The organism is Mycolicibacterium arabiense, assembly GCF_010731815.2.
Taxonomy (GTDB): Bacteria; Actinomycetota; Actinomycetes; order Mycobacteriales; family Mycobacteriaceae; genus Mycobacterium; species Mycobacterium arabiense.
The window spans coordinates 1,359,029-1,377,100 of sequence record NZ_AP022593.1 but is presented as its reverse complement, the minus strand read 5'-3'; the positions used below and the strand labels follow the sequence as shown (position 1 = coordinate 1,377,100).

The following is an 18,072-nucleotide window of genomic DNA, read 5'->3' as shown; positions in this document are numbered from 1 at the left end:
TCATAGCTAAACCCGAGGCGCGGCCACCCACCGCCGTGTCTCCCAGACAGGAGATGTAGTGGCAGGCAAGGCCCGCGTGCACGAGTTGGCGAAAGAACTCGGTGTCACCAGCAAGGAAGTACTCGCCCGACTGAGCGATCAGGGCGAATTCGTGAAGTCAGCGTCCTCCACCGTGGAGGCCCCCGTCGCGCGCCGGTTGCGCGAGTCGTTCGGGGGGAACAAGGCCGCCAAGGCCCCCGCACCCTCCGGAAACGGATCCGCCGCATCGACGGCACCCAAGCCGGGCGCGCCCAGGCCGCCCGCAGCCGAGGCCCCGGTCTCGACCGCGCCGAAGCCCGGCGGCCCGCGGCCTGCTCCGCCCGCCCCGCCTGCGGCCGCAGCAGCACCGCCGGCCCCGCCCGCAGCTCCGGCCGCCCCCGCCGCGCCGGCGACACCTGCGCCCCCGGCCGCGCCCGCCGCTCCGGCAGCGCCTGCCGCCAGTGAGGCCCCGCGCCCCGCAGGCCCGACGCCAGGTCCCCGGCCAGGTGCACCCAAGCCCGCCGCGCGCACGCCGCGCGTCGGCAACAACCCCTTCTCGTCGCAGCAGCCGGTCGAGCGTCCGGCTCCGCGTCCCGGTGCGGCAGGCCCGGGTGGCCCGCGTCCCGCCGCAGGCCCCGGCGGCCCGCGTCCCGGTGGCGGCCCTCGTCCCGGCGCGACGCCCGGCAACATGCCTCCGCGCCCGCCCGGCGCACGGCCCGGCGCCATGGGTCGTCCCGGCGGTGCCCGTCCCGGCCCAGGTGGCCGCGGACCCGGTGGCGGCGGCGGTCGTCCCGGTGGCCCTCCCGGCGCAGGTGGCGGTGGTAACTACCGCGGTGGCGGACCCGGCGGTGGCGCCGGTGCCGGCGGTGCAGCCGCGGGCGGTTTCCGCGGCAGGCCCGGTGGTGGTGGCGGCGGTGGTCGTCCCGGTCAGCGTGGCGGTGCGGCGGGTGCGTTCGGTCGCCCCGGTGGCGCCGTTCGTCGTGGCCGCAAGTCGAAGCGGGCGAAACGCGCCGAATACGAGAACATGCAGGCACCGGTCGTCGGTGGGGTGCGGTTGCCGCACGGCAACGGCGAGACCATCCGGCTCGCCCGCGGCGCGTCGCTGGTCGACTTCGCCGACAAGATCAACGCCAACCCGGCATCGCTGGTCCAGGCGCTGTTCAACCTCGGCGAGATGGTCACCGCTACCCAGTCGGTAGGTGACGAGACCCTCGAGCTGCTCGGCAGCGAGATGAACTACGTCGTCCAGGTCGTGTCGCCCGAGGACGAGGACCGCGAACTGCTGCAGTCCTTCGACCTCACCTACGGCGAGGACGAGGGCGGCGAGGACGACCTCGAGTTCCGTCCGCCGGTAGTCACCGTCATGGGTCACGTCGACCACGGCAAGACCCGACTGCTCGACTCGATCCGTCAGGCCAACGTCCGCGAGGGCGAGGCCGGTGGCATCACCCAGCACATCGGCGCCTACCAGGTGCTGACCGAGCTGGACGGCAACGAGCGACTGGTGACCTTCATCGACACCCCCGGTCACGAGGCGTTCACCGCCATGCGTGCCCGTGGCGCGAAGGCCACCGACATCGCGATCCTGGTGGTCGCGGCCGACGACGGCGTCATGCCGCAGACGGTCGAGGCGATCAACCACGCGCAGGCCGCTGACGTGCCGATCGTGGTGGCGGTCAACAAGATCGACAAGGAAGGCGCCGACCCGGCCAAGATCCGTGGTCAGCTCACCGAGTACGGCCTGGTGGCGGAGGACTTCGGTGGCGACACCATGTTCGTCGACATCTCGGCCAAGCAGGGCACGAACATCGACGCCCTGCTCGAAGCGGTGCTGTTGACCGCGGACGCGGCGCTCGACCTGCGCGCCAACCCCGACATGGAGGCCCAGGGCGTCGCGATCGAGGCTCACCTCGACCGTGGCCGTGGTCCCGTGGCGACCGTGCTCATCCAGCGCGGCACCCTGCGGGTCGGCGATTCGATCGTGGCGGGCGATGCCTACGGTCGCGTTCGTCGCATGGTCGACGAGCACGGCGAGGACGTCCACGAGGCGCTGCCGTCGCGGCCGGTTCAGGTCATCGGCTTCACGTCGGTGCCGGGCGCCGGTGACAACCTGCTGGTGGTCGACGAAGACCGGACCGCTCGCCAGATCGCCGATCGCCGGAGTGCACGCAAGCGCAACGCGCTGGCCGCACGTACGCGCAAGCGCATCAGCCTGGACGATCTCGACGCAGCGTTGAAGGAGACTTCGCAGCTGAACCTGATCCTCAAGGGCGACAACTCCGGCACCGTCGAGGCGCTGGAGGAGGCCCTGCTGGGCATCGAGATCGACGACGAGGTGGAACTGCGCGTCATCGACCGCGGTGTCGGTGGTGTCACCGAGACCAACGTCAACCTGGCGTCGGCTTCGGATGCGATCATCATCGGCTTCAACGTGCGCGCGGAGGGCAAGGCCACCGAGCTGGCCAACCGCGAGGGCGTCGACATCCGGTACTACTCGGTGATCTACCAGGCCATCGACGAGATCCAGAGTGCGCTCAAGGGCATGCTCAAGCCGATCTACGAGGAGAAGGAACTCGGCCGCGCCGAGATCCGGGCGATCTTCCGCAGCTCGAAGGTCGGCAACATCGCCGGCTGCCTGGTCACGTCCGGCATCATGCGACGCAACGCCAAGGCGCGGTTGCTTCGCGACAACATCGTGATCGCCGAGACCGTCACCATCTCGTCGCTGAAGCGCGAGAAGGACGATGTCACGGAGGTGCGCGACGGCTACGAGTGTGGTCTGACGCTGACCTTCAACGACATCAAGGAGGGCGACGTGATCGAGGCCTACGAGTTGGTAGAAAAAGCACGCACGTGATGACGACCGAGGCGGTTTTCCATGGCTGACCCGGCTCGCGCGAAACGGCTCGCCAAGCGCATCGGCACCGTCGTGGCCTCGGCGATCGAGTTCGAGATCAAGGATCCCCCGTTGGCCTTCGTGACCGTGACGGACACGAAGGTGACGGGTGACCTGCACGACGCGACGGTGTTCTACACGGTTCGCGGCGAGACGCTGCAGGACGAGCCCGACTACGAGGGTGCGGCTGCGGCTCTGACCCGTGCCAAGGGCACGCTGCGGAGCAAGGTCGGCGCTGCGACGGGTGTGCGGTTCACGCCGACCCTGTCGTTCGTGCTCGACAAGGTGCCGGACACGGCGCAACACATGGAGGAATTGCTCGCCCGTGCGCGGGCAGCGGACGCCGACCTGGCACGGATTCGGGAAGGCGCCAAGCCCGCGGGCGACGCCGACCCGTACCGTGTGACGGGGGGAGAGGAATCGGACGGGGAGCCTGACGTGCTTGACGACGACTTCGACCCTGAGGACACCGGTGACCGCGATAGAACCGACGACTGAGCGGGGCGTCGCCGCGACCCGTGTCGATGCGCACGGCGCGGCGGCACTGCTCGCTGCGGCGAGCCGAGTTGCCGTGGTGTGTCACGTCTTTCCCGACGCGGACACCATCGGTGCGGGCCTTGCGCTGGCGTTGGTGTTGGAGCGTTCCGGCAAGGCCGTCGAGGTGAGCTTCGCCGCGCCGTCAGAACTGCCGGAGTCGCTGCAGAGCCTGCCCGGCGGTCATCTGCTGGTGGCGCCGGAGGCAATGCGCACAGACCCCGATCTGGTCGTCACCGTCGACATCCCCAGCCCCAACCGGCTCGGTGCGTTGAGCGGGCTCGCCGACGAGGGTCGCGAGGTGCTGGTGATCGACCACCACGCATCCAACCTGCTCTTCGGCACCGCCAACTACGTGGACTCGACGGCCGATTCCACGACGATGCTCGTCGCCGAAGTGCTCGACGCGTGGGACGAGCGCATCGACGTGCCGGTGGCGCACTGCCTGTACGCGGGCCTGACCACCGACACCGGATCATTCCGCTGGGCGTCGGCGCGTGCGCACCGCCTGGCGGCGAGGCTGCTCGAACTCGGGGTGGACAACGCGTCGATCAGCCGGACGCTGCTCGACACCCATCCGTTCTCGTGGCTGCCGATGCTGTCGCGGGTGCTCGCCTCCGCGTGCCTGGTGCCCGCGGCCGTCGGCGGGCTCGGTTTCGTCTACGCGGTCGTGCCGCACCAGGAATGGTCGACCGCCAGGCCCGAGGAGGTGGAGAGCATCGTCGACATCGTGCGCACCACCTCTCAGGCCGAGGTCGCGGCGGTGTTCAAGGAGATCGAGCCGCAGCAGTGGTCGGTGTCGATGCGCTCCAAGTCCGAGGTCGATCTCGCCTCTGTGGCAAGCGGTTTCGGTGGGGGTGGGCACCGGCTGGCGGCCGGGTTCAGTGCCACCGGGCCTGCCGATGACGTCGTCGAGGCACTGACCCGTGCGCTCGGCTGACCCGGGCCCCGGCGCATTGGCCGACGTCGTCGACGCGCGAGTTGGCTGAGGGTCCGGACCCGCTGACGCCTGCCACCGGCCGGCGCATCGCGGGACTCGCCTTTCCCGCGCTCGGCGTTCTCGCGGCGGAGCCCCTGTACCTGCTGTTCGACCTCGCGGTCGTCGGCCGCCTCGGCGCGCTGGCGCTGGCAGGTCTGGCGATCGGTGGGCTAATCCTGTCGTTGGTGGCGTCGCAGTTGACGTTCCTGTCCTATGGCACGACGGCGCGCTCGGCGCGCTACTTCGGTGCGGGCGAACGGGATTCGGCGGTGGGCGAGGGCGTGCAGGCGACGTGGCTCGCCGTGGGGCTGGGTCTGCTGGTGGTGGCGGTGGTGCAGGTGTGCGCGGTGCCGTTGCTCGGCGTGATCGCCGATGGCGGCGAGATCGCCGACGAGGCACTGCCGTGGCTTCGGATCGCGATCTTCGGAGCGCCTGCGATCCTGATCTCGCTGGCAGGCAACGGCTGGATGCGCGGGGTGCAGGACACCGTGCGGCCGTTGCGCTTCGTGGTGTTCGGCTTCGCGGTGTCGGCCGTGCTGTGCCCGCTGCTGGTGTACGGCTGGCTGGGGATGCCGCGGCTGGAGCTGGCAGGCTCGGCCGTGGCCAATCTGGTGGGGCAGTGGCTGGCGGCGTTGCTGTTCTGCCGGGCGCTGCTCGCCGAGGGCGTTCCGCTCCGCATCGACGTCGGCATCCTGCGGGCGCAGGTGGTGATGGGTCGCGATCTGCTGGTGCGCACGTTGGCCTTTCAGGCCTGCTTCGTCTCGGCGGCAGCCGTCGCCGCGCGGTTCGGGGCGGCTGCGGTCGCTGCGCACCAGGTGGTGCTGCAACTGTGGAGCTTCCTCGCCTTAGTGCTCGATTCCCTGGCCATCGCGGCACAGTCACTGGTCGGTGCTGCGCTGGGCGCCGGTCAGCTCGCGCACGCCAAGTCCGTTGCGTGGCGGGTGACGGTGTTCTCGACGCTGGCTGCCGCGGTGCTGGCGGCTGCGTTCGCGGCCGGCGCGTCGGTGGTGCCGACGCTGTTCACCAGCGACCGTTCGGTTCTCGACGAGATCGACGTGCCGTGGTGGTTCCTGGTGGCGCAGCTTCCGGTGGCGGGCATCGTGTTCGCGCTCGACGGCGTGCTGCTCGGGGCGGGGGACGCAAAGTTCATGCGCAACGCCACGCTGGCGTCCGCGCTGATCGGGTTCCTGCCGCCGATCTGGCTGTCGCTGGCGTTCGGCTGGGGGCTGCTCGGCATCTGGGCGGGGCTCACCACGTTCATGGCGCTGCGCCTGGTGTTCGTCGGCTGGCGCGCCGCCTCCGGCCGGTGGTTGGTGGCGGGCACGGGTTGAGCGTCAGGCGCGGTGACCGATGACCGCCCACACGTCGCGTCGTCCGGCCCGCTCGCCGCGCACGTCGACGTCGACGAAGCCGGTGGTGCGGCACAGCTCGGCGAAGGACTCGGCCTGCTCGCGGGTCCACCCGTGACTGGACAGGCCGGTCGCGTCCCGGGTCGTCCGGCGTTCGATCGCGATCAGGCGTCCACCCGCCCGCAGCACCCGGTGTGCCTCGGCGACACCGGCACTCGCGTCACGCCAGTGGTGCACCGTGGCCAGTGCCCATACGACGGTCGCCGTACCGTCGGCGACGGGTAGTGCCTCGGCGGAGCCCTCGGCCCACGTGACGTCCTGACGGTGGGTGACGGCGCGCGCCAAGCGCAGCATGGTTTCGGCGGGGTCGACACCGGTGACGCGGGCGCCGCGCCGCGCGGCGGCCCGGGCGGCGGTGCCGGGCCCGCATCCGACGTCGACGACGTGGTCACCCACCGCGGGGCGCGCGAGCGCGACCACGAGCCTCGCGTTGGCGCGGCCGACGAGCAGGAAGACCAGACCGCAGAGCGCTCCGCCGATGCCTGCGAAACCTGGGTGGTCGGCGTGGTGGTTGACGGGTTGGGGGGACGCTGGCTCACTCACGGATTCGACCTTGCCGGTTCAAGCCGGGTTGAAGTCAAATGTCGTATGGACGTGATCTCGATCGGCGAGGCGGCCGCGCGGCTGCGGATGCGGCCGTCGGCGCTGCGCTACTACGACGACCGCGGGTTGGTCAGACCGGTGGCACGTCGGGCAGGCAGGCGCATGTACGGGCCCCAGGAGATGCGCCACCTGGCGTTCCTGAAGATCGCGCACCGGTTGGGCTTGCCGCTGGACGCGGCCGCCGAGGTCCTCGACGCCCCGAGCGAACAGTGGCGCGCGACGATTCGCGACCAGATCGCCGAACTGGATCGGGTGATCGCACAGGCCCGGGGTGCCAAGGAGTTCCTCACCCATGCGCTGAACTGCCCGACCGATCATCCGGCGCGGGAGTGCGCCACGATGATCGGCGCCCTGGACCGACTGGTCGATGGTGCCACCGTCGAGCAGATCGCGGCGCAGCACTCCGGGCCGGAGCAGGGCTAGCCGGTCGTCGTTCAGTCGGCGGCCGAAGCGCTGCCCAGCAGTTCGCGCACGCGGTTGGCGACGTGGATGAACTCCGGGCGTTCCATCGTCTCGGCGTAGTCGCGGTGCCCCGGCAGGTCGACGTCGAGTGTCTCGACGATGCGGCCGGGACGCGGGCTCATCACCACCACGCGGTTGGCCAGGTAGACCGCCTCGGCGACGGAGTGGGTGACCAGGACGACGGTGGTCTTGGTCTCGCGCCAGATCCGGTGCAGCTCGACGTTCATCTTCTCGCGGGTCAACGCATCGAGTGCGCCGAAGGGCTCGTCCATGAGCAGCACGTCGGGTTCGTGCAGCAGCGCCCGGCACAGTGAGACTCGTTGTTGCATACCGCCGGACAGCTCGTACGGCATGGCGTTCTCGAACCCGGTCAGCCCGGTCATCTCGAGCAGGTGGTCGCAGCGGCGCGCTGCGGCCTGGCGTGACATGCCGCGCATCTCGGCCTGCAGCAGGATGTTCTTGCGCACGCTGCGCCATTCCAGCAAGGCTGCGCGCTGGAAGACGTAGCCGATCTCGCGCTGGGGCCCGCGGACGTCGCGGCCCCGCAACCGCACCTCGCCCCGGGTGGAGTTGGTGAGGCCTGCGATCACCTTCAGCAGCGTCGACTTACCGCAGCCGGAAGGGCCTGCGATGGTGACGAATTCGCCGTCGGCCACGGACAGGTCGATGTCCTCGAGCGCGGTGGTGGTGCCGCGCTTGGACGAGAAGGTGACGGTGAGGTCGTCGATGGAGATCGCCGCCGGCGTCACGCCGGTCTCGGTGTCGATCATGGCGGTGCTCATCTGCGTCCCCCTACTGCTCGCCGCGCGGAGCGAAGGACGAATCCCAGTACTCCGACGGGTTCTTCGCCGTCTCCAGCAGGCCGGCCTGGTTGAGGGTGGCGATGGTGGCCGTCCAGTCCTCCTCGGCGTTGACGCCGGGCGCCTTGTCCGCCGTGGCCGGAGTGTTCAGCAGCGGGATGGTCTGCTGCCACTGCTCGAGCAGCACCTCGCGCGGCGGCATCTGCGGATCCTTGCCGGCCATCGCGTCGACGGCGCCCTGTGGGTCGGCTGCCGCGGCGGCGTAGGCCTCGCTGGTGGCGTCGACCATGGCCTGCACCAGTTCCGGGTCGTCAGCGATCGTCTTGGTGTTCGCGATCAGCCCGTTGCTGTAGAAGTTGAGGCCGGCGTCGGAGTAGCGGAGGTAGCGCACCTCGCGGCCGCTCTTGTTTGCGATCGTCGGCCCCTGGTCGTGCGCGAAGCCGATCAGGCCGTCGACGCGACCCGAGAGCATTGCGGCCATCTTGCCCGCCGCGTCGAGGCTCTGCTGCTTGACCTGATCGTCGGCGATGCCGACCTTGTCGAGGAAGATCGGGAACGTCGTGGTGGGCGCGTCACCGGCGGAGACGGCGATGGTGCGGCCGACGAGGTCCTGCGGCGTGTTGATCCCGGAGTCCGCGAACACCTGCACGGCCGACGGCGTGGTCTGCAGGTACACCCCTGCGCTCTTGACGTCGACGCCCTTGTCGATGTTGCTCAGCACCGCGGGGGTGTCTGCCCAGCCGAAGTCGGTCTGTTGGGAGCCGACGGCCTGCACGGTCTTGGTGGAGCCCTGGCCGGCGTCGATCGTCAGGTCCACGCCGTGCTTGGCGAAGATCCCCTTCTCCACGCCGTAGTAGAACGGTGCGTGCTCGCCGTAGGGGTACCAGTTCAGCATTAGCGTTGCCGGTGCGGCCGAGCCGTCGGCGGAATCGGTGCTCTGCGAACCACTTCCGCCACAGGCGGTCAGCGTGAGGGCGGTGGCGGTGGCGGCCGCGGCGATGGCGACGGCGCGGCGTCGGGTGAACGTCATGGGTGTCTCCTTGATTGGGTCGACGGTGGTGGGTCAGACGGCGTGGGTGGTCGATGAGGCGGCGCGTCGTGAGGAATGCCAGGGGATGAGCAGCTTCTCGGCGATCTCGATGATGGCGAAGAGCACGATGCCCAGGAAGGACATGATGATCAGGGCGGCGAACAGCATTGCGGTGTCGACGTTGCCGTTCGCCTGGAGGATGACGTAGCCGAGTCCTTCGTTGGAGCCGACGAACTCGCCAACCACGGCGCCGGTGACGGCGAGCGTGGCAGCGACCTTCAGGCCGGACATGAGCTGTGGCAGCGAGGCCGGGAACCGGATCTTCATGAACGTCTTGAAACGGCTCGCACCCATCGTCGAGGTGAGTTCGAGGATCTCGGGATCCACCGTCCGCAGACCTGCGAGGCACGAGATGACGACCGGGAAGAACGCCATCAGGACGGCGACGAGGATCTTGGGCGAGGGGCCGAAGCCGAGCCACACGATGAACAGTGGCGCGATCGCGATCTTGGGCACCACCTGTGCGAAGAGGATCAACGGGTAGACCGTCTTCTCCACGTTGGAGGAGTACACCATCACGACGGCCATCAGGACGCCGAAGACGGCGGCGATCGCGAAGCCGATCACCGTCTCCCAGGTGGTGACCCAGGTGTTCTGGGCTAGGTAGGCGGCGTTCTCCCGGGCGGTGGCCCACGTGTCGGCCGGTGACGGGAGGATGTAGGGCGCGACCAGTTCGGCCTCCGTCACGGCCCACCAGGCTGCGAGCAGCGCGGCCAACAGCGCCATCGGACGCCAGAAGTTCGACAGGGTGGCGCGTGGTGAGAACGATGGGCGGCGCGGTCGTCGTGATGCCGGCTGCGAGACCGGCTGCGCGGTGTCGCGCAGCCCGGCCGGAGCGGTAACGGCCATGGACAGTCCTAAGTTCGAAGGGCCCGGGCGATCTCAGCGCCCGTTGGGAATGCGCTTTCCGAAGCAAGGCCGACGATAACGTGATGCAGCCCACACTGTCAACGCCCTCGCCGTGCCCGGCGTGTTCGCGCTGATCAGAGGCGTGTGCTGTCGCGCAGGATCACGCGGCCGGGGATCCGCTCGCGGAGATCCGCGGCGTCGGCATCGGTCCGCAACGCCAATTCGACGGCGCGCGTACCGATCTCCTCCAGTGGCAGCGCCACGGTCGACAGGCTGGGGGTGTGGTCGCGCAGTGTCGGGATGTCGTCGAAGCCGGCGATGCAGACGTCGCGCGGCACGCTCAGTCCGAGGTCGCGCCACGCGGCGATCGCACCGATGGCCATTACGTCGGTGACGGCGAAGACGCACACCGGCGGAGCCCCGGAGTCGGCGGTCACCTGCAACGCCGCGGCCAGGCGGTGCGCCGCGGAATGGCCACCGTCGCGGGTGAAGTCGCCGGATACCTCAACCAGGGGGGTGAGTCCGCGCCTGGCCAGGGTCTCGACGAAGCCGTTGCGGCGGTCCACCGACGTGCGGATGTTGCCAGGCCCGCCGATCACGGCGAACCGCTGATGCCCGGCCTCGATCAGGGCGTCCGCCAATTGCCCAGAGGCGTAGTGATTCTCGGGTTCGACGGCGCCGCCGAACGCCAGCGGCTGCCCGATCGCCACGACGCGCCCGCCGTTGGCCCGGTAGCGGCCGAACTCGGTCTCCAGGTCGCGGTCGAGGTCGCCGCTCTGGCGCGAACCCGCCAGCACGATGGCGTCGGCGCGGTGCGAGATGAAGGTGCTGACCGCGTCGCGCTCGATGTCGAAGTCGCGGTCGGTGCTGGCCAACAGCACCTGTTTGTTGGCCGTTCTGGCAGCGGACTGCACACCGCGGGCGATCGAGGAGAAGTACGGGTCCGCGATGTCGTGCACGATCAACCCCAGCAGGCCGGTCGAGGCACGGGCGAGCGCCTGGGCCTGGGCATTTGGGACGTATCCGAGTTCACGGGCGGCAGTGCGGACCCGGTCGGCGACGCCTTCGCCGGGAACGCGGGCCGACCCGTTGAGCACCCGCGACGCGGTGGCCTGCGAGACTCCCGCCCGCGCGGCCACGTCCTGCAGGGTCACCGCCATCTGCTGCGTCCTCCACGTCCGGGTCCGGCTGACCGGATCGACACGGATCCGACGCGACGCTTGACCGCCGCGCCTCGGCAGCTTACCGTGGAAAGCGCATTCCGAAGTGCAACCGACCGCATCCGCGCGGCGTCGCATACGTCCGCGCCCATCAGACGGGGCACACTCACATGTCTTCTTCCACCACCCCTGCACGTCAGGGCGACCGCAGAACCCTTCGCATCGCGATGAACGGCGTGACCGGACGGATGGGGTACCGCCAGCATCTCGTCCGCTCGATCCTGCCGCTGCGCGACTCGGGCCTGACCCTCGACGACGGCACGCGCCTCGACGTCGAACCGATCCTCGTCGGCCGCAACGCCGATCGGCTCGCCGACATGGCTGCCGAGCACGGCATCGAACACTGGACCACCGACGCCGCGTCGGTGATCGCCGACCCGTCGGTCGACGTGTACTTCGACGCCCAGGTCACCTCACGCAGGGTCGAGGCGCTGACCGCAGCCATCAAGGCGGGCAAGCACGTGTACACCGAGAAGCCCACCGCCGAGACGCTCACCGAGGCAATCGAACTCGCGCGGATGGCGGAGAACGCAGGCGTGGTCGCGGGCGTCGTGCACGACAAGCTCTACCTCCCCGGGCTGGTCAAGCTGCGCCGCCTGGTCGACGAGGGCTTCTTCGGCCGGATCCTCTCGATGCGCGGCGAGTTCGGCTACTGGGTGTTCGAAGGCGACGGCCAGGCCGCGCAACGCCCCAGTTGGAACTACCGCGCCGAGGACGGCGGTGGCATCACCGTCGACATGTTCTGCCACTGGAACTACGTCATGGAGGGTCTGCTCGGCACGGTTCGGGCCGTCACCGCCAAGGCCGTCACCCACATCCCCACCCGGTGGGACGAGTCCGGCACGGCCTACCCCGCCACGGCCGACGACGCCGCCTACGGCATCTTCGAGATCGAGGGCGGGATCATCGCCCAGATCAACTCGTCGTGGGCGGTCCGCGTCTACCGCGACGAACTCGTCGAATTCCAGATCGACGGCACCCACGGGTCCGCGGTCGCCGGGTTGCGGCGCTGCGTCGCACAGCAGCGGGCGCACACCCCGAAACCCGTGTGGAACCCCGACCTGCCGGTCACCGAGAAGTTCCGCGACCAGTGGCTCGAGGTGCCCGCCAACGGTGACCTGGACAACGGGTTCAAGTTGCAGTGGGAGGAGTACCTGCGCGACGCCGTCGCCGGCCGGCCGCACCGCTTCGGGCTGCTCTCGGCAGCGCGCGGCGTGCAACTCGCCGAACTCGGCCTGACGAGTTCGGCCCGCGGCATCCGCGTCGAGGTGCCGGAGATCGCGCTATGACGCTCACCCACGCGCCGACCGACCTCGTCGTCACCCTTCCCCTCGACGGTGAACTGCGCGCACACCGCCTCGGCACACCGGGTCCGTGGCGCAAACCCGACGGACCGATCCGGTCCCGGATCGCCTACGCCGCAGCGCACGTCGTGCCCCGCACCACGGCCGACAACGCACCAGGGGCGCCCGCCGACCTCGACTGGGACGCGACGCTGGCCTACCGCCACGAGCTGTGGTCGTACGGGCTGGGCGTCGCCGACGCCATGGACACCGCCCAGCGCGGCATGGGCATGGACTGGGACGCAACGGCCGAGTTGATCCGACGCAGCGGCGAGGAAGCCGCCAAGTCGGGTGGGCGACTGGCCTGCGGCGCGGGTACCGACCAACTGCGTATCGCCGACGTTCCGTCCGGGGTGGCGGGGCTGCGGATGATCGGCGATGCCTACCGCGAGCAGATCGACGTCGTCGCAGGCGCAGGCGCCCGCGTCGTCGTGATGGCGTCCCGGGCGCTGGCCGCGGTCGCACAGTCGCCCGAGGACTACCTGACCGTGTACCGGACGCTGCTGGCCCACGTGGACCGGCCCGTCATCCTGCACTGGCTGGGGGAGATGTTCGACCCCGCGCTGCGCGGCTACTGGGGAAGCACCGACGTCGCCTCGGCCACCGGGACCTTCCTGAGCCTGATCGAAGAACACGCCGACGCGGTCGACGGGGTCAAGGTGTCCCTGCTCGACGCCGAACACGAAATCGCGCTGCGTCGCGCACTTCCCGATGGCGTACGGCTCTACACCGGCGACGACTTCAACTATCCGGAACTGATCGTCGGCGACGACCGAGGACATTCCGACGCGCTGCTGGGCATCTTCGCCGCCATCTACCCCGCCGCGTCCACGGCGCTGCAGGAACTCGACGCCGGCGACACCGAACGCGCCCGCGCGATCCTGGACTCGACCCGGGAGTTGGGGCGGCACGTGTTCACCGCACCCACCTACTACTACAAGACCGGCATCGCGTTCCTGGCCTGGCTCAACGGCCGCCAGCCCGGCTTCGCGATGGTCGGGGGCCTGGCCGGTGGCAGATCGGTGCCCCACCTGTCCCGGTTGTTCGTGCTGGCCGACCGCGCCGGGTTGCTCGCCGACCCCGACCTCGCTGCCCACCGGATGCGACTGTTCCTCGGCGTGAACGGAATCGGGCAGTGAGCGCCCCGTTCGGGCGGCTGTCGCTGAACACCAAGACCTCCAACGCCTGGACTCTGCGCGAGGCCGTCGAGGGCGCCGCGGCGGCGGGGCTGCCCGCCGTCGGGCTGTGGCGCGACCGGGTGGCCGAAGCGGGTCTCGACGAGGCGTCGAAGATATTGCGGGACAATGGCATCCGTGCGTCCAGCCTGTGCCGCGGCGGGTTCCTAACCGGTTTCGACGACCAGGCGGTCGAGGACAACCGGCGCGCGATCGACGAGGCCGCCACGCTCGGCGCGCCCGAACTGGTCGTGGTCGCAGGAGGGATACCCGACCGCGACCTGCCGGGCGCACGGGCGCGACTGGCCGAACGGCTGGCCGCGCTGGTCCCGTACGCCACCGACCGCGGCGTACGCCTGGCGCTGGAGCCCCTGCACCCGATGTACTGCGCCGACCGTGCCGTCATCTCGACACTCGGCCAAGCCCTCGAACTCGCGGCGCCGCACCCCGCGCACGTCGTGGGCGTGGTCGTCGACACCTTCCACGTCTGGTGGGACCCGGACCTTCGGGCTCGGGTCGCCGAGGCGGGAGCCCAGGGCCGGATCAGCAGCTACCAGATCTGCGACTGGCTGGTACCGATGGCGGCCGACCCGCTGATGTCGCGCGGGATGATGGGCGACGGCGTCATCGACTTCGCGTCGATCACCGAGATGGTGACCGCCGCCGGCTACTTCGGCGACGTCGAGGTCGAGATCTTCAACGACGACGTATGGGCGAGCGACCCGCGCGACGTGGTCGAGACCATGAAGCGGCGATACCGGAAGCTGGTACTGCCCAGCCTCGGCGAGGCGGCCTAGCGCACCTGCTCGCGGCCGCGTTCGAACACCGCGGCACGGCTGGCGGCGACGTCGTCACCCGAGGTCTCTCGCATCCAGCGGGTCGCCGAGGTGGCCTCGAGCCAGAGTCCGGCGCTGGTCTGCTGGTCGTCGATGAGGTGATACGACTCCAGCAGTGCCCGCACGGCCTTCTGGTTGTTGCCGGTGATCGACGAGGCCACCCGGCGTGCGGTGGCGAGCAACTCGTCGTGCGGCACCACCTCGGTCACCAGACCCGCCCGCAGCGCGTCGCCCGCCGAGAGGTAGTCGCCGGTCAGGCTCATCCGCCGCGCCATGCCAATGCCGACCTTCTGCGGCAGCCGGACGCTCAGCCCCCAGGTCGGCAACAGCCCGACGCGGGCATGGGTGTCGGCGAATCGTGCCTGCTCGGAGGCGATCAGGATGTCGCAGTAGAGCGCCAGTTCGAGCCCGCCGGTCACGGCGGCGCCGTTGATGGCGCCGATCACCGGTTTGCGCATGGCGGGCCACTTGGGCGAGATGTCGGGCAGCTCGGTGGTGTCGCCGAGTTCCTTGAGATCGAGCCCGGCGCAGAACACGGGGTCGGCGCCGGTGACGATGACGACGTCGACGTCGTCGTCGCGCTCGGCGTCGCCGAGTGCCGCGAAGAACCGGGTGCGCAGTTCCGCCGACAGCGCGTTGCGTGCGCGCGGCCGGTTGAGGGTCAGCGTCCGGATGCGGTCGGTGGTCTCGATCAGGAGGACGTAGGAGTCCGTGCTGTCGTGAGAGTCGTCGGTGTCGGGCACGGGGTCACCGTATCGACCTATGGTTGGAACATGTGCCGGAACATCACCGAGTTGCGCGGGCTGGAGCCCGCGGCCACTGACGAAGAGGTCGAGGCCGCCGCCAGGCAGTACGTTCGAAAGGTCAGCGGCATCACGCGTCCGACGGCGGCCAACGAGACCGCATTCGAGACCGCCGTCGCCGAGGTCACCGCGACCACGATGCGGCTGCTGGCGGAACTCCCCGCGCGTCGGCAGCCACCCAAGACGATTCCTCCGCTGCGCAGGCCCGAGGTGCGCGCACGCATCGAGGCCCGCGCGGCCGGCGGCTGAGTGGCGACGCCTGCGCTCAAGGAGTGGAGTGCGGCCGTGCACGCGATGCTCGACGGCCGCCAGACCGTGCTGCTGCGCAAGGGCGGCATCGGCGAGAAGCGGTTCGACCTCACCGCTTCGGAATTCGTCTTCTTCCCGACCATCGCGCACGGTCACGCCGAGCGCGTCCGGCCCGAACACCGCGACCTGCTCGACGCGTCGGCATCCGACAGCACCGAGTCGACGCTGGTGCTGCGGGCCGGTGCCTCCGTGGTGGCCTCCGTCGCGGTCAACCGGCCCGAGGCCCTCGAGTCCATCGCCGACACCCACATCTGGACCGACGAGTCGGTCCACGCCGACCGGGTGGACTTCCGGCCCAAGCACCGGCTCACCGTGCTGGTGGTCTCGGTCCGCCCGCTCGTCACGCCCGTCTCGGTGCGCAGGACGCCCGACTACGCCGGGTGCAAGAGCTGGGTGGACCTCGACGTCGACCCGTCCATGGGCGACCCGGTGCACGACGAGGCCACGCTGATGGCCGTCGCCGACAGGGTGCGTGCGTCAGTCGGTTGAGGAATTGCCCACGGGCAGAACGACTTTCGATTTGCCGTGGTGGATTTCGTGGGTTGCGGGTTGCATGCGGGTGCCGGTGTCGACCGGCTCGCCGGTGCCGAGGTTGCGCACGAAGCGGGGGTGCGACCCGCCTGCGACGAGCACCCGCACCCGTGACCCCGCGGAGAAGCGGTGCGCGATGGCGTCGAGTTCGAGCCGCACGATCTTCGGGGAGTCGGTCGTGCCCGGCGCGAGCCTGCGGAACCCGTCGCTCACGTTGTGCGACACGCCGTTTCGATCGACTTCGCTGAGCCGGACGAACACGTCGCAGTGCGGATTGTCCGACCCGTGCTCGAGTTCGACGACCGGCGTGCCGAGCACGTAGAGATCCTCGGGTAGCGGCTCGCCGGTGAAGTCCGCGACGTCGCCGCGCAGCGCCAGGCTGCTGTCGTCCCGGTATCCACCCTGTGGTGAGAGCAGGCGACCGCCCACGGTCGGCGTGGGATCGGCCGGGTCGAACGTGAATCGGGTCGCGGGAGCGTCGGCGCCGGCAGGCACGTCGGACAGGCGGTGCGCGGGCTGCAGGTACAGCGTGTGCTCGGCCGTCGCGGGCGGCCAGTCCGGCAGCTCCCGCCAGCCGCTGCGGTGCACGTCGACCCGGACCCGGGCGCGCGGGGGCACCGTGCGCCCGGCGAGGTGTTCGTCGAGCCACTGCAACGACTCCCGCAGCACCGTGGGCGCGCCCTTGGTCATCACCTGGGAGTGCGTCCAGGAACCGACCGTCAACGCCGTCGGCACGCCGCGGTCGCGCAGATGCGCGTACTGCTGGAGGGTCTGCTCGAGGAACAGGTCTTGCCATCCGCCGATCAGCAGCACGGGCACCTCGACGCGGTCGAGTGCGGCGCCCACCCGGACGCGGTCCCAAAAGACGGGATCGCGCTCGGGTTCGGCGATCCACGACTCCCACCACGGGGCGCCGGTCGCCAACAGGGTGCGGCCCGACGCTCCCAGCGGCGCTTCGTCGGCCGCGCGGCGGATCACGGCGTTCGACCGTGCTTGACGCAGCAGCATCTTCGCGCGGCCGGGTTCCTCCTGGTGCGACACCATGTCGCTCCAGCCGAGGAAGTCGTTGACGGTGAAGGCGCCGGTGCCCCAGGTGGCGGTGCTGAAGTCGTGCGGTCCGACGCACACGATCGCTGCCTTCAACTCCGGCGGTGGATCCATCATCAGCGCCCACTGCGTGAACCCGAGATACGACAGACCCATCGTCGCGAACGAGCCGGTGAACCACGGCTGGTCGCGGAGCCACGCGACGGTGTCTGCGCCGTCTTCCACCTCGTGCACCATCGGCATGAAGTCACCACCGGAGCCGAACGTGCCGCGGACGCTCTGGAACACCACGTGGTAGCCGCGCGCGGCGTAGACGGAGCCGTACAGCGCGGAGAACGGGAACCGGCGACCGTACGGCGCGCGGACCAGGATCGTGCCCGCCGGCGAGGGCGTGTCCGGCACGAAGTGGTCGGCGACCAGTTCGACGCCGTCGCGCATCGGGACCCGCAGTCCGCGCTCCACGGTGACGTCGGACGTCGGCGGAGGAACGGTCAGCAGACGGGCGAGGCTCTTCGAGGCGAATCGGGAGGCAGTGGTTCGGGAAGGCACGACTGCAGGCTACGCATGAGTCGTGCCGTGCCTCTAGAACTTGTAGTACGGCGCCAGTTCGTTGGCCCGCTGGATGTTGGTCTGCAGGCAGTCGACGTCGTCGGCGGAGTAGACCGGTGCGTAGAAGATGGACTGCTGCAGGACGCCGTAGCTGGTCTTGAACGCGATCATGCAGGTGATCCAGTTCCGGTTGTTCCAGTCGGTCGGCTTCATGATCCAGAACTGCGCCGCGCGGTGGCCCTGGATGTCCAGTTCGACGGCGTCGGCGGGCAGCGTCGCCTCATAGGTTCGCCAGACGAACGCCTCGACGGCCATCTGGTAGTTGCCCGCGTCGTAGTGGCAGCGCAGCCCGTCCTCGGGGATGGGCGGGGTGAATCCAAGTCCCAGGCGCTCGATGACGTCGATCGGGATCTCGGCGCACGGGTCGAACGGCTTGGGGTCGACGGTCTCGATCACCGGCCACTTGATGGACGAGGACACCCCGGTCATCGGGGCCGACGTGGACCGCAGGTCGACGCGACCGAGGTCCGACCCGGCCAGCGGGTTGGCCTGGCAGACGACGATCACCGCCGCGAACAGCGCGCACGCCGCCGACAGCAGGCGCAGTTTGGCGCTCATT

The 18,072-nt window shown here is 70.0% G+C and carries 18 protein-coding genes; 10 read left to right on the top strand and 8 right to left on the bottom strand.

From position 1 onward, the window contains the following. The first annotated feature begins 58 nt into the window (after positions 1 to 58). Genes infB through G6N61_RS08275 form a run of 4 tightly spaced genes read left to right on the top strand, consistent with a single transcriptional unit; the run spans position 59 to position 5,758 of the window. Positions 59 to 2,875, top strand: a complete 2,817-nt coding sequence (gene infB / locus G6N61_RS08290; protein ID WP_163918091.1) for a translation initiation factor IF-2 — start codon at positions 59 to 61, stop codon at positions 2,873 to 2,875. Positions 2,876 to 2,896: 21 nt separating this feature from the next. Beyond that, positions 2,897 to 3,412 carry a 30S ribosome-binding factor RbfA gene (gene rbfA, locus G6N61_RS08285; RefSeq protein ID WP_163918090.1) on the top strand — a complete coding sequence of 172 codons (516 nt, stop codon included), beginning with the start codon at positions 2,897 to 2,899 and terminating at the stop codon, positions 3,410 to 3,412. Further along, the gene (locus tag G6N61_RS08280; protein WP_163918089.1) at positions 3,387 to 4,388 is read left to right on the top strand and encodes a DHH family phosphoesterase; all 1,002 of its coding nucleotides are present in this window, start codon (positions 3,387 to 3,389) and stop codon (positions 4,386 to 4,388) included. The genes rbfA and G6N61_RS08280 overlap by 26 nt, the downstream gene beginning before the upstream one ends. A gap of 41 nt (positions 4,389 to 4,429) precedes the next feature. Beyond that, positions 4,430 to 5,758, top strand: a complete 1,329-nt coding sequence (locus tag G6N61_RS08275; protein WP_163918088.1) for an MATE family efflux transporter — start codon at positions 4,430 to 4,432, stop codon at positions 5,756 to 5,758. A 3-nt stretch (positions 5,759 to 5,761) separates the two neighbouring features. Here G6N61_RS08275 and G6N61_RS08270 read toward each other — a convergent pair whose 3' ends face one another. Then, positions 5,762 to 6,379, bottom strand: coding sequence for a class I SAM-dependent methyltransferase (locus tag G6N61_RS08270; protein WP_163918087.1), 618 nt, complete (start codon positions 6,377 to 6,379; stop codon positions 5,762 to 5,764). A gap of 45 nt (positions 6,380 to 6,424) precedes the next feature. Here G6N61_RS08270 and G6N61_RS08265 point away from each other — a divergent pair, with 45 nt between their 5' ends. After that, positions 6,425 to 6,862, top strand: coding sequence for a MerR family transcriptional regulator (locus G6N61_RS08265; protein WP_163918086.1), 438 nt, complete (start codon positions 6,425 to 6,427; stop codon positions 6,860 to 6,862). Between the two features lie 11 nt (positions 6,863 to 6,873). Here G6N61_RS08265 and G6N61_RS08260 read toward each other — a convergent pair whose 3' ends face one another. The 4 genes from G6N61_RS08260 to G6N61_RS08245 form a co-directional block, all read right to left on the bottom strand. After that, entirely contained in the window at positions 6,874 to 7,683 is an 810-nt protein-coding gene (locus G6N61_RS08260; RefSeq protein WP_163918085.1) for an ABC transporter ATP-binding protein, read from the bottom strand. 10 nt (positions 7,684 to 7,693) lie between these two features. Further along, positions 7,694 to 8,731, bottom strand: coding sequence for an ABC transporter substrate-binding protein (locus G6N61_RS08255; protein ID WP_163918084.1), 1,038 nt, complete (start codon positions 8,729 to 8,731; stop codon positions 7,694 to 7,696). Positions 8,732 to 8,764: 33 nt separating this feature from the next. Continuing rightward, positions 8,765 to 9,640, bottom strand: coding sequence for an ABC transporter permease (locus G6N61_RS08250; protein WP_163918083.1), 876 nt, complete (start codon positions 9,638 to 9,640; stop codon positions 8,765 to 8,767). A gap of 134 nt (positions 9,641 to 9,774) precedes the next feature. Next, positions 9,775 to 10,800 (bottom strand): LacI family DNA-binding transcriptional regulator, encoded by a 1,026-nt coding sequence (locus G6N61_RS08245; RefSeq protein WP_163918082.1) that lies wholly within the window; start codon positions 10,798 to 10,800, stop codon positions 9,775 to 9,777. 170 nt (positions 10,801 to 10,970) lie between these two features. Between G6N61_RS08245 and G6N61_RS08240 the strand changes: the two genes are divergently transcribed. From G6N61_RS08240 to G6N61_RS08230, 3 genes are read left to right on the top strand one after another with little or no spacing between them, the layout of a single operon-like run. Continuing rightward, positions 10,971 to 12,149 (top strand): Gfo/Idh/MocA family protein, encoded by a 1,179-nt coding sequence (locus tag G6N61_RS08240; RefSeq protein WP_163918081.1) that lies wholly within the window; start codon positions 10,971 to 10,973, stop codon positions 12,147 to 12,149. Beyond that, positions 12,146 to 13,342 carry a dihydrodipicolinate synthase family protein gene (locus G6N61_RS08235; RefSeq protein WP_163918080.1) on the top strand — a complete coding sequence of 399 codons (1,197 nt, stop codon included), beginning with the start codon at positions 12,146 to 12,148 and terminating at the stop codon, positions 13,340 to 13,342. The genes G6N61_RS08240 and G6N61_RS08235 overlap by 4 nt, the downstream gene beginning before the upstream one ends. After that, a complete protein-coding gene (locus G6N61_RS08230) occupies positions 13,339 to 14,175 on the top strand; it encodes a sugar phosphate isomerase/epimerase family protein (RefSeq protein WP_163918079.1) in 837 nt (278 codons plus the stop codon). Before G6N61_RS08235 ends, G6N61_RS08230 begins: the two co-directional genes overlap by 4 nt. Here the strand turns inward: G6N61_RS08230 and G6N61_RS08225 are convergent. After that, positions 14,172 to 14,957: an enoyl-CoA hydratase gene (locus G6N61_RS08225; protein WP_163918078.1), complete on the bottom strand. Its 786-nt coding sequence runs from the start codon at positions 14,955 to 14,957 to the stop codon at positions 14,172 to 14,174. The genes G6N61_RS08230 and G6N61_RS08225 overlap by 4 nt on opposite strands. Positions 14,958 to 14,987: 30 nt before the next feature. Between G6N61_RS08225 and G6N61_RS08220 the strand changes: the two genes are divergently transcribed. Continuing rightward, positions 14,988 to 15,266 (top strand): DUF2277 domain-containing protein, encoded by a 279-nt coding sequence (locus tag G6N61_RS08220; RefSeq protein WP_163918077.1) that lies wholly within the window; start codon positions 14,988 to 14,990, stop codon positions 15,264 to 15,266. Next, positions 15,267 to 15,815, top strand: coding sequence for a DUF1802 family protein (locus G6N61_RS08215; RefSeq protein WP_163918076.1), 549 nt, complete (start codon positions 15,267 to 15,269; stop codon positions 15,813 to 15,815). Here G6N61_RS08215 and G6N61_RS08210 read toward each other — a convergent pair. Together G6N61_RS08210 and G6N61_RS08205 are read right to left on the bottom strand one after the other, a co-directional pair. Then, on the bottom strand, positions 15,804 to 17,453 hold the full coding sequence (locus tag G6N61_RS08210; RefSeq protein ID WP_235887458.1) for a CocE/NonD family hydrolase: 1,650 nt from the start codon (positions 17,451 to 17,453) through the stop codon (positions 15,804 to 15,806). The two genes, G6N61_RS08215 and G6N61_RS08210, sit on opposite strands and share 12 nt — an antisense overlap. 33 nt (positions 17,454 to 17,486) lie before the next feature. Then, the gene (locus tag G6N61_RS08205) at positions 17,487 to 18,071 is read right to left on the bottom strand and encodes a DUF3558 domain-containing protein (protein WP_163924679.1); all 585 of its coding nucleotides are present in this window, start codon (positions 18,069 to 18,071) and stop codon (positions 17,487 to 17,489) included. Position 18,072 lies beyond the last annotated feature (1 nt).

What these genes read in the sequence shown, in the direction of transcription:
- G6N61_RS08260 (WP_163918085.1), bottom strand. Translation starts at nt 7,683, where the DNA reads ATGAGCACCGCCATGATCGACACCGAGACCGGCGTGACGCCGGCGGCG.
- G6N61_RS08245 (WP_163918082.1), bottom strand. Translation starts at nt 10,800, where the DNA reads ATGGCGGTGACCCTGCAGGACGTGGCCGCGCGGGCGGGAGTCTCGCAG.
- G6N61_RS08235 (WP_163918080.1), top strand. Translation starts at nt 12,146, where the DNA reads ATGACGCTCACCCACGCGCCGACCGACCTCGTCGTCACCCTTCCCCTC.
- rbfA (WP_163918090.1), top strand. Translation starts at nt 2,897, where the DNA reads ATGGCTGACCCGGCTCGCGCGAAACGGCTCGCCAAGCGCATCGGCACC.
- G6N61_RS08240 (WP_163918081.1), top strand. Translation starts at nt 10,971, where the DNA reads ATGTCTTCTTCCACCACCCCTGCACGTCAGGGCGACCGCAGAACCCTT.
- G6N61_RS08265 (WP_163918086.1), top strand. Translation starts at nt 6,425, where the DNA reads ATGGACGTGATCTCGATCGGCGAGGCGGCCGCGCGGCTGCGGATGCGG.
- G6N61_RS08255 (WP_163918084.1), bottom strand. Translation starts at nt 8,731, where the DNA reads ATGACGTTCACCCGACGCCGCGCCGTCGCCATCGCCGCGGCCGCCACC.
- G6N61_RS08205 (WP_163924679.1), bottom strand. Translation starts at nt 18,071, where the DNA reads ATGAGCGCCAAACTGCGCCTGCTGTCGGCGGCGTGCGCGCTGTTCGCG.
- G6N61_RS08220 (WP_163918077.1), top strand. Translation starts at nt 14,988, where the DNA reads ATGTGCCGGAACATCACCGAGTTGCGCGGGCTGGAGCCCGCGGCCACT.
- G6N61_RS08250 (WP_163918083.1), bottom strand. Translation starts at nt 9,640, where the DNA reads ATGGCCGTTACCGCTCCGGCCGGGCTGCGCGACACCGCGCAGCCGGTC.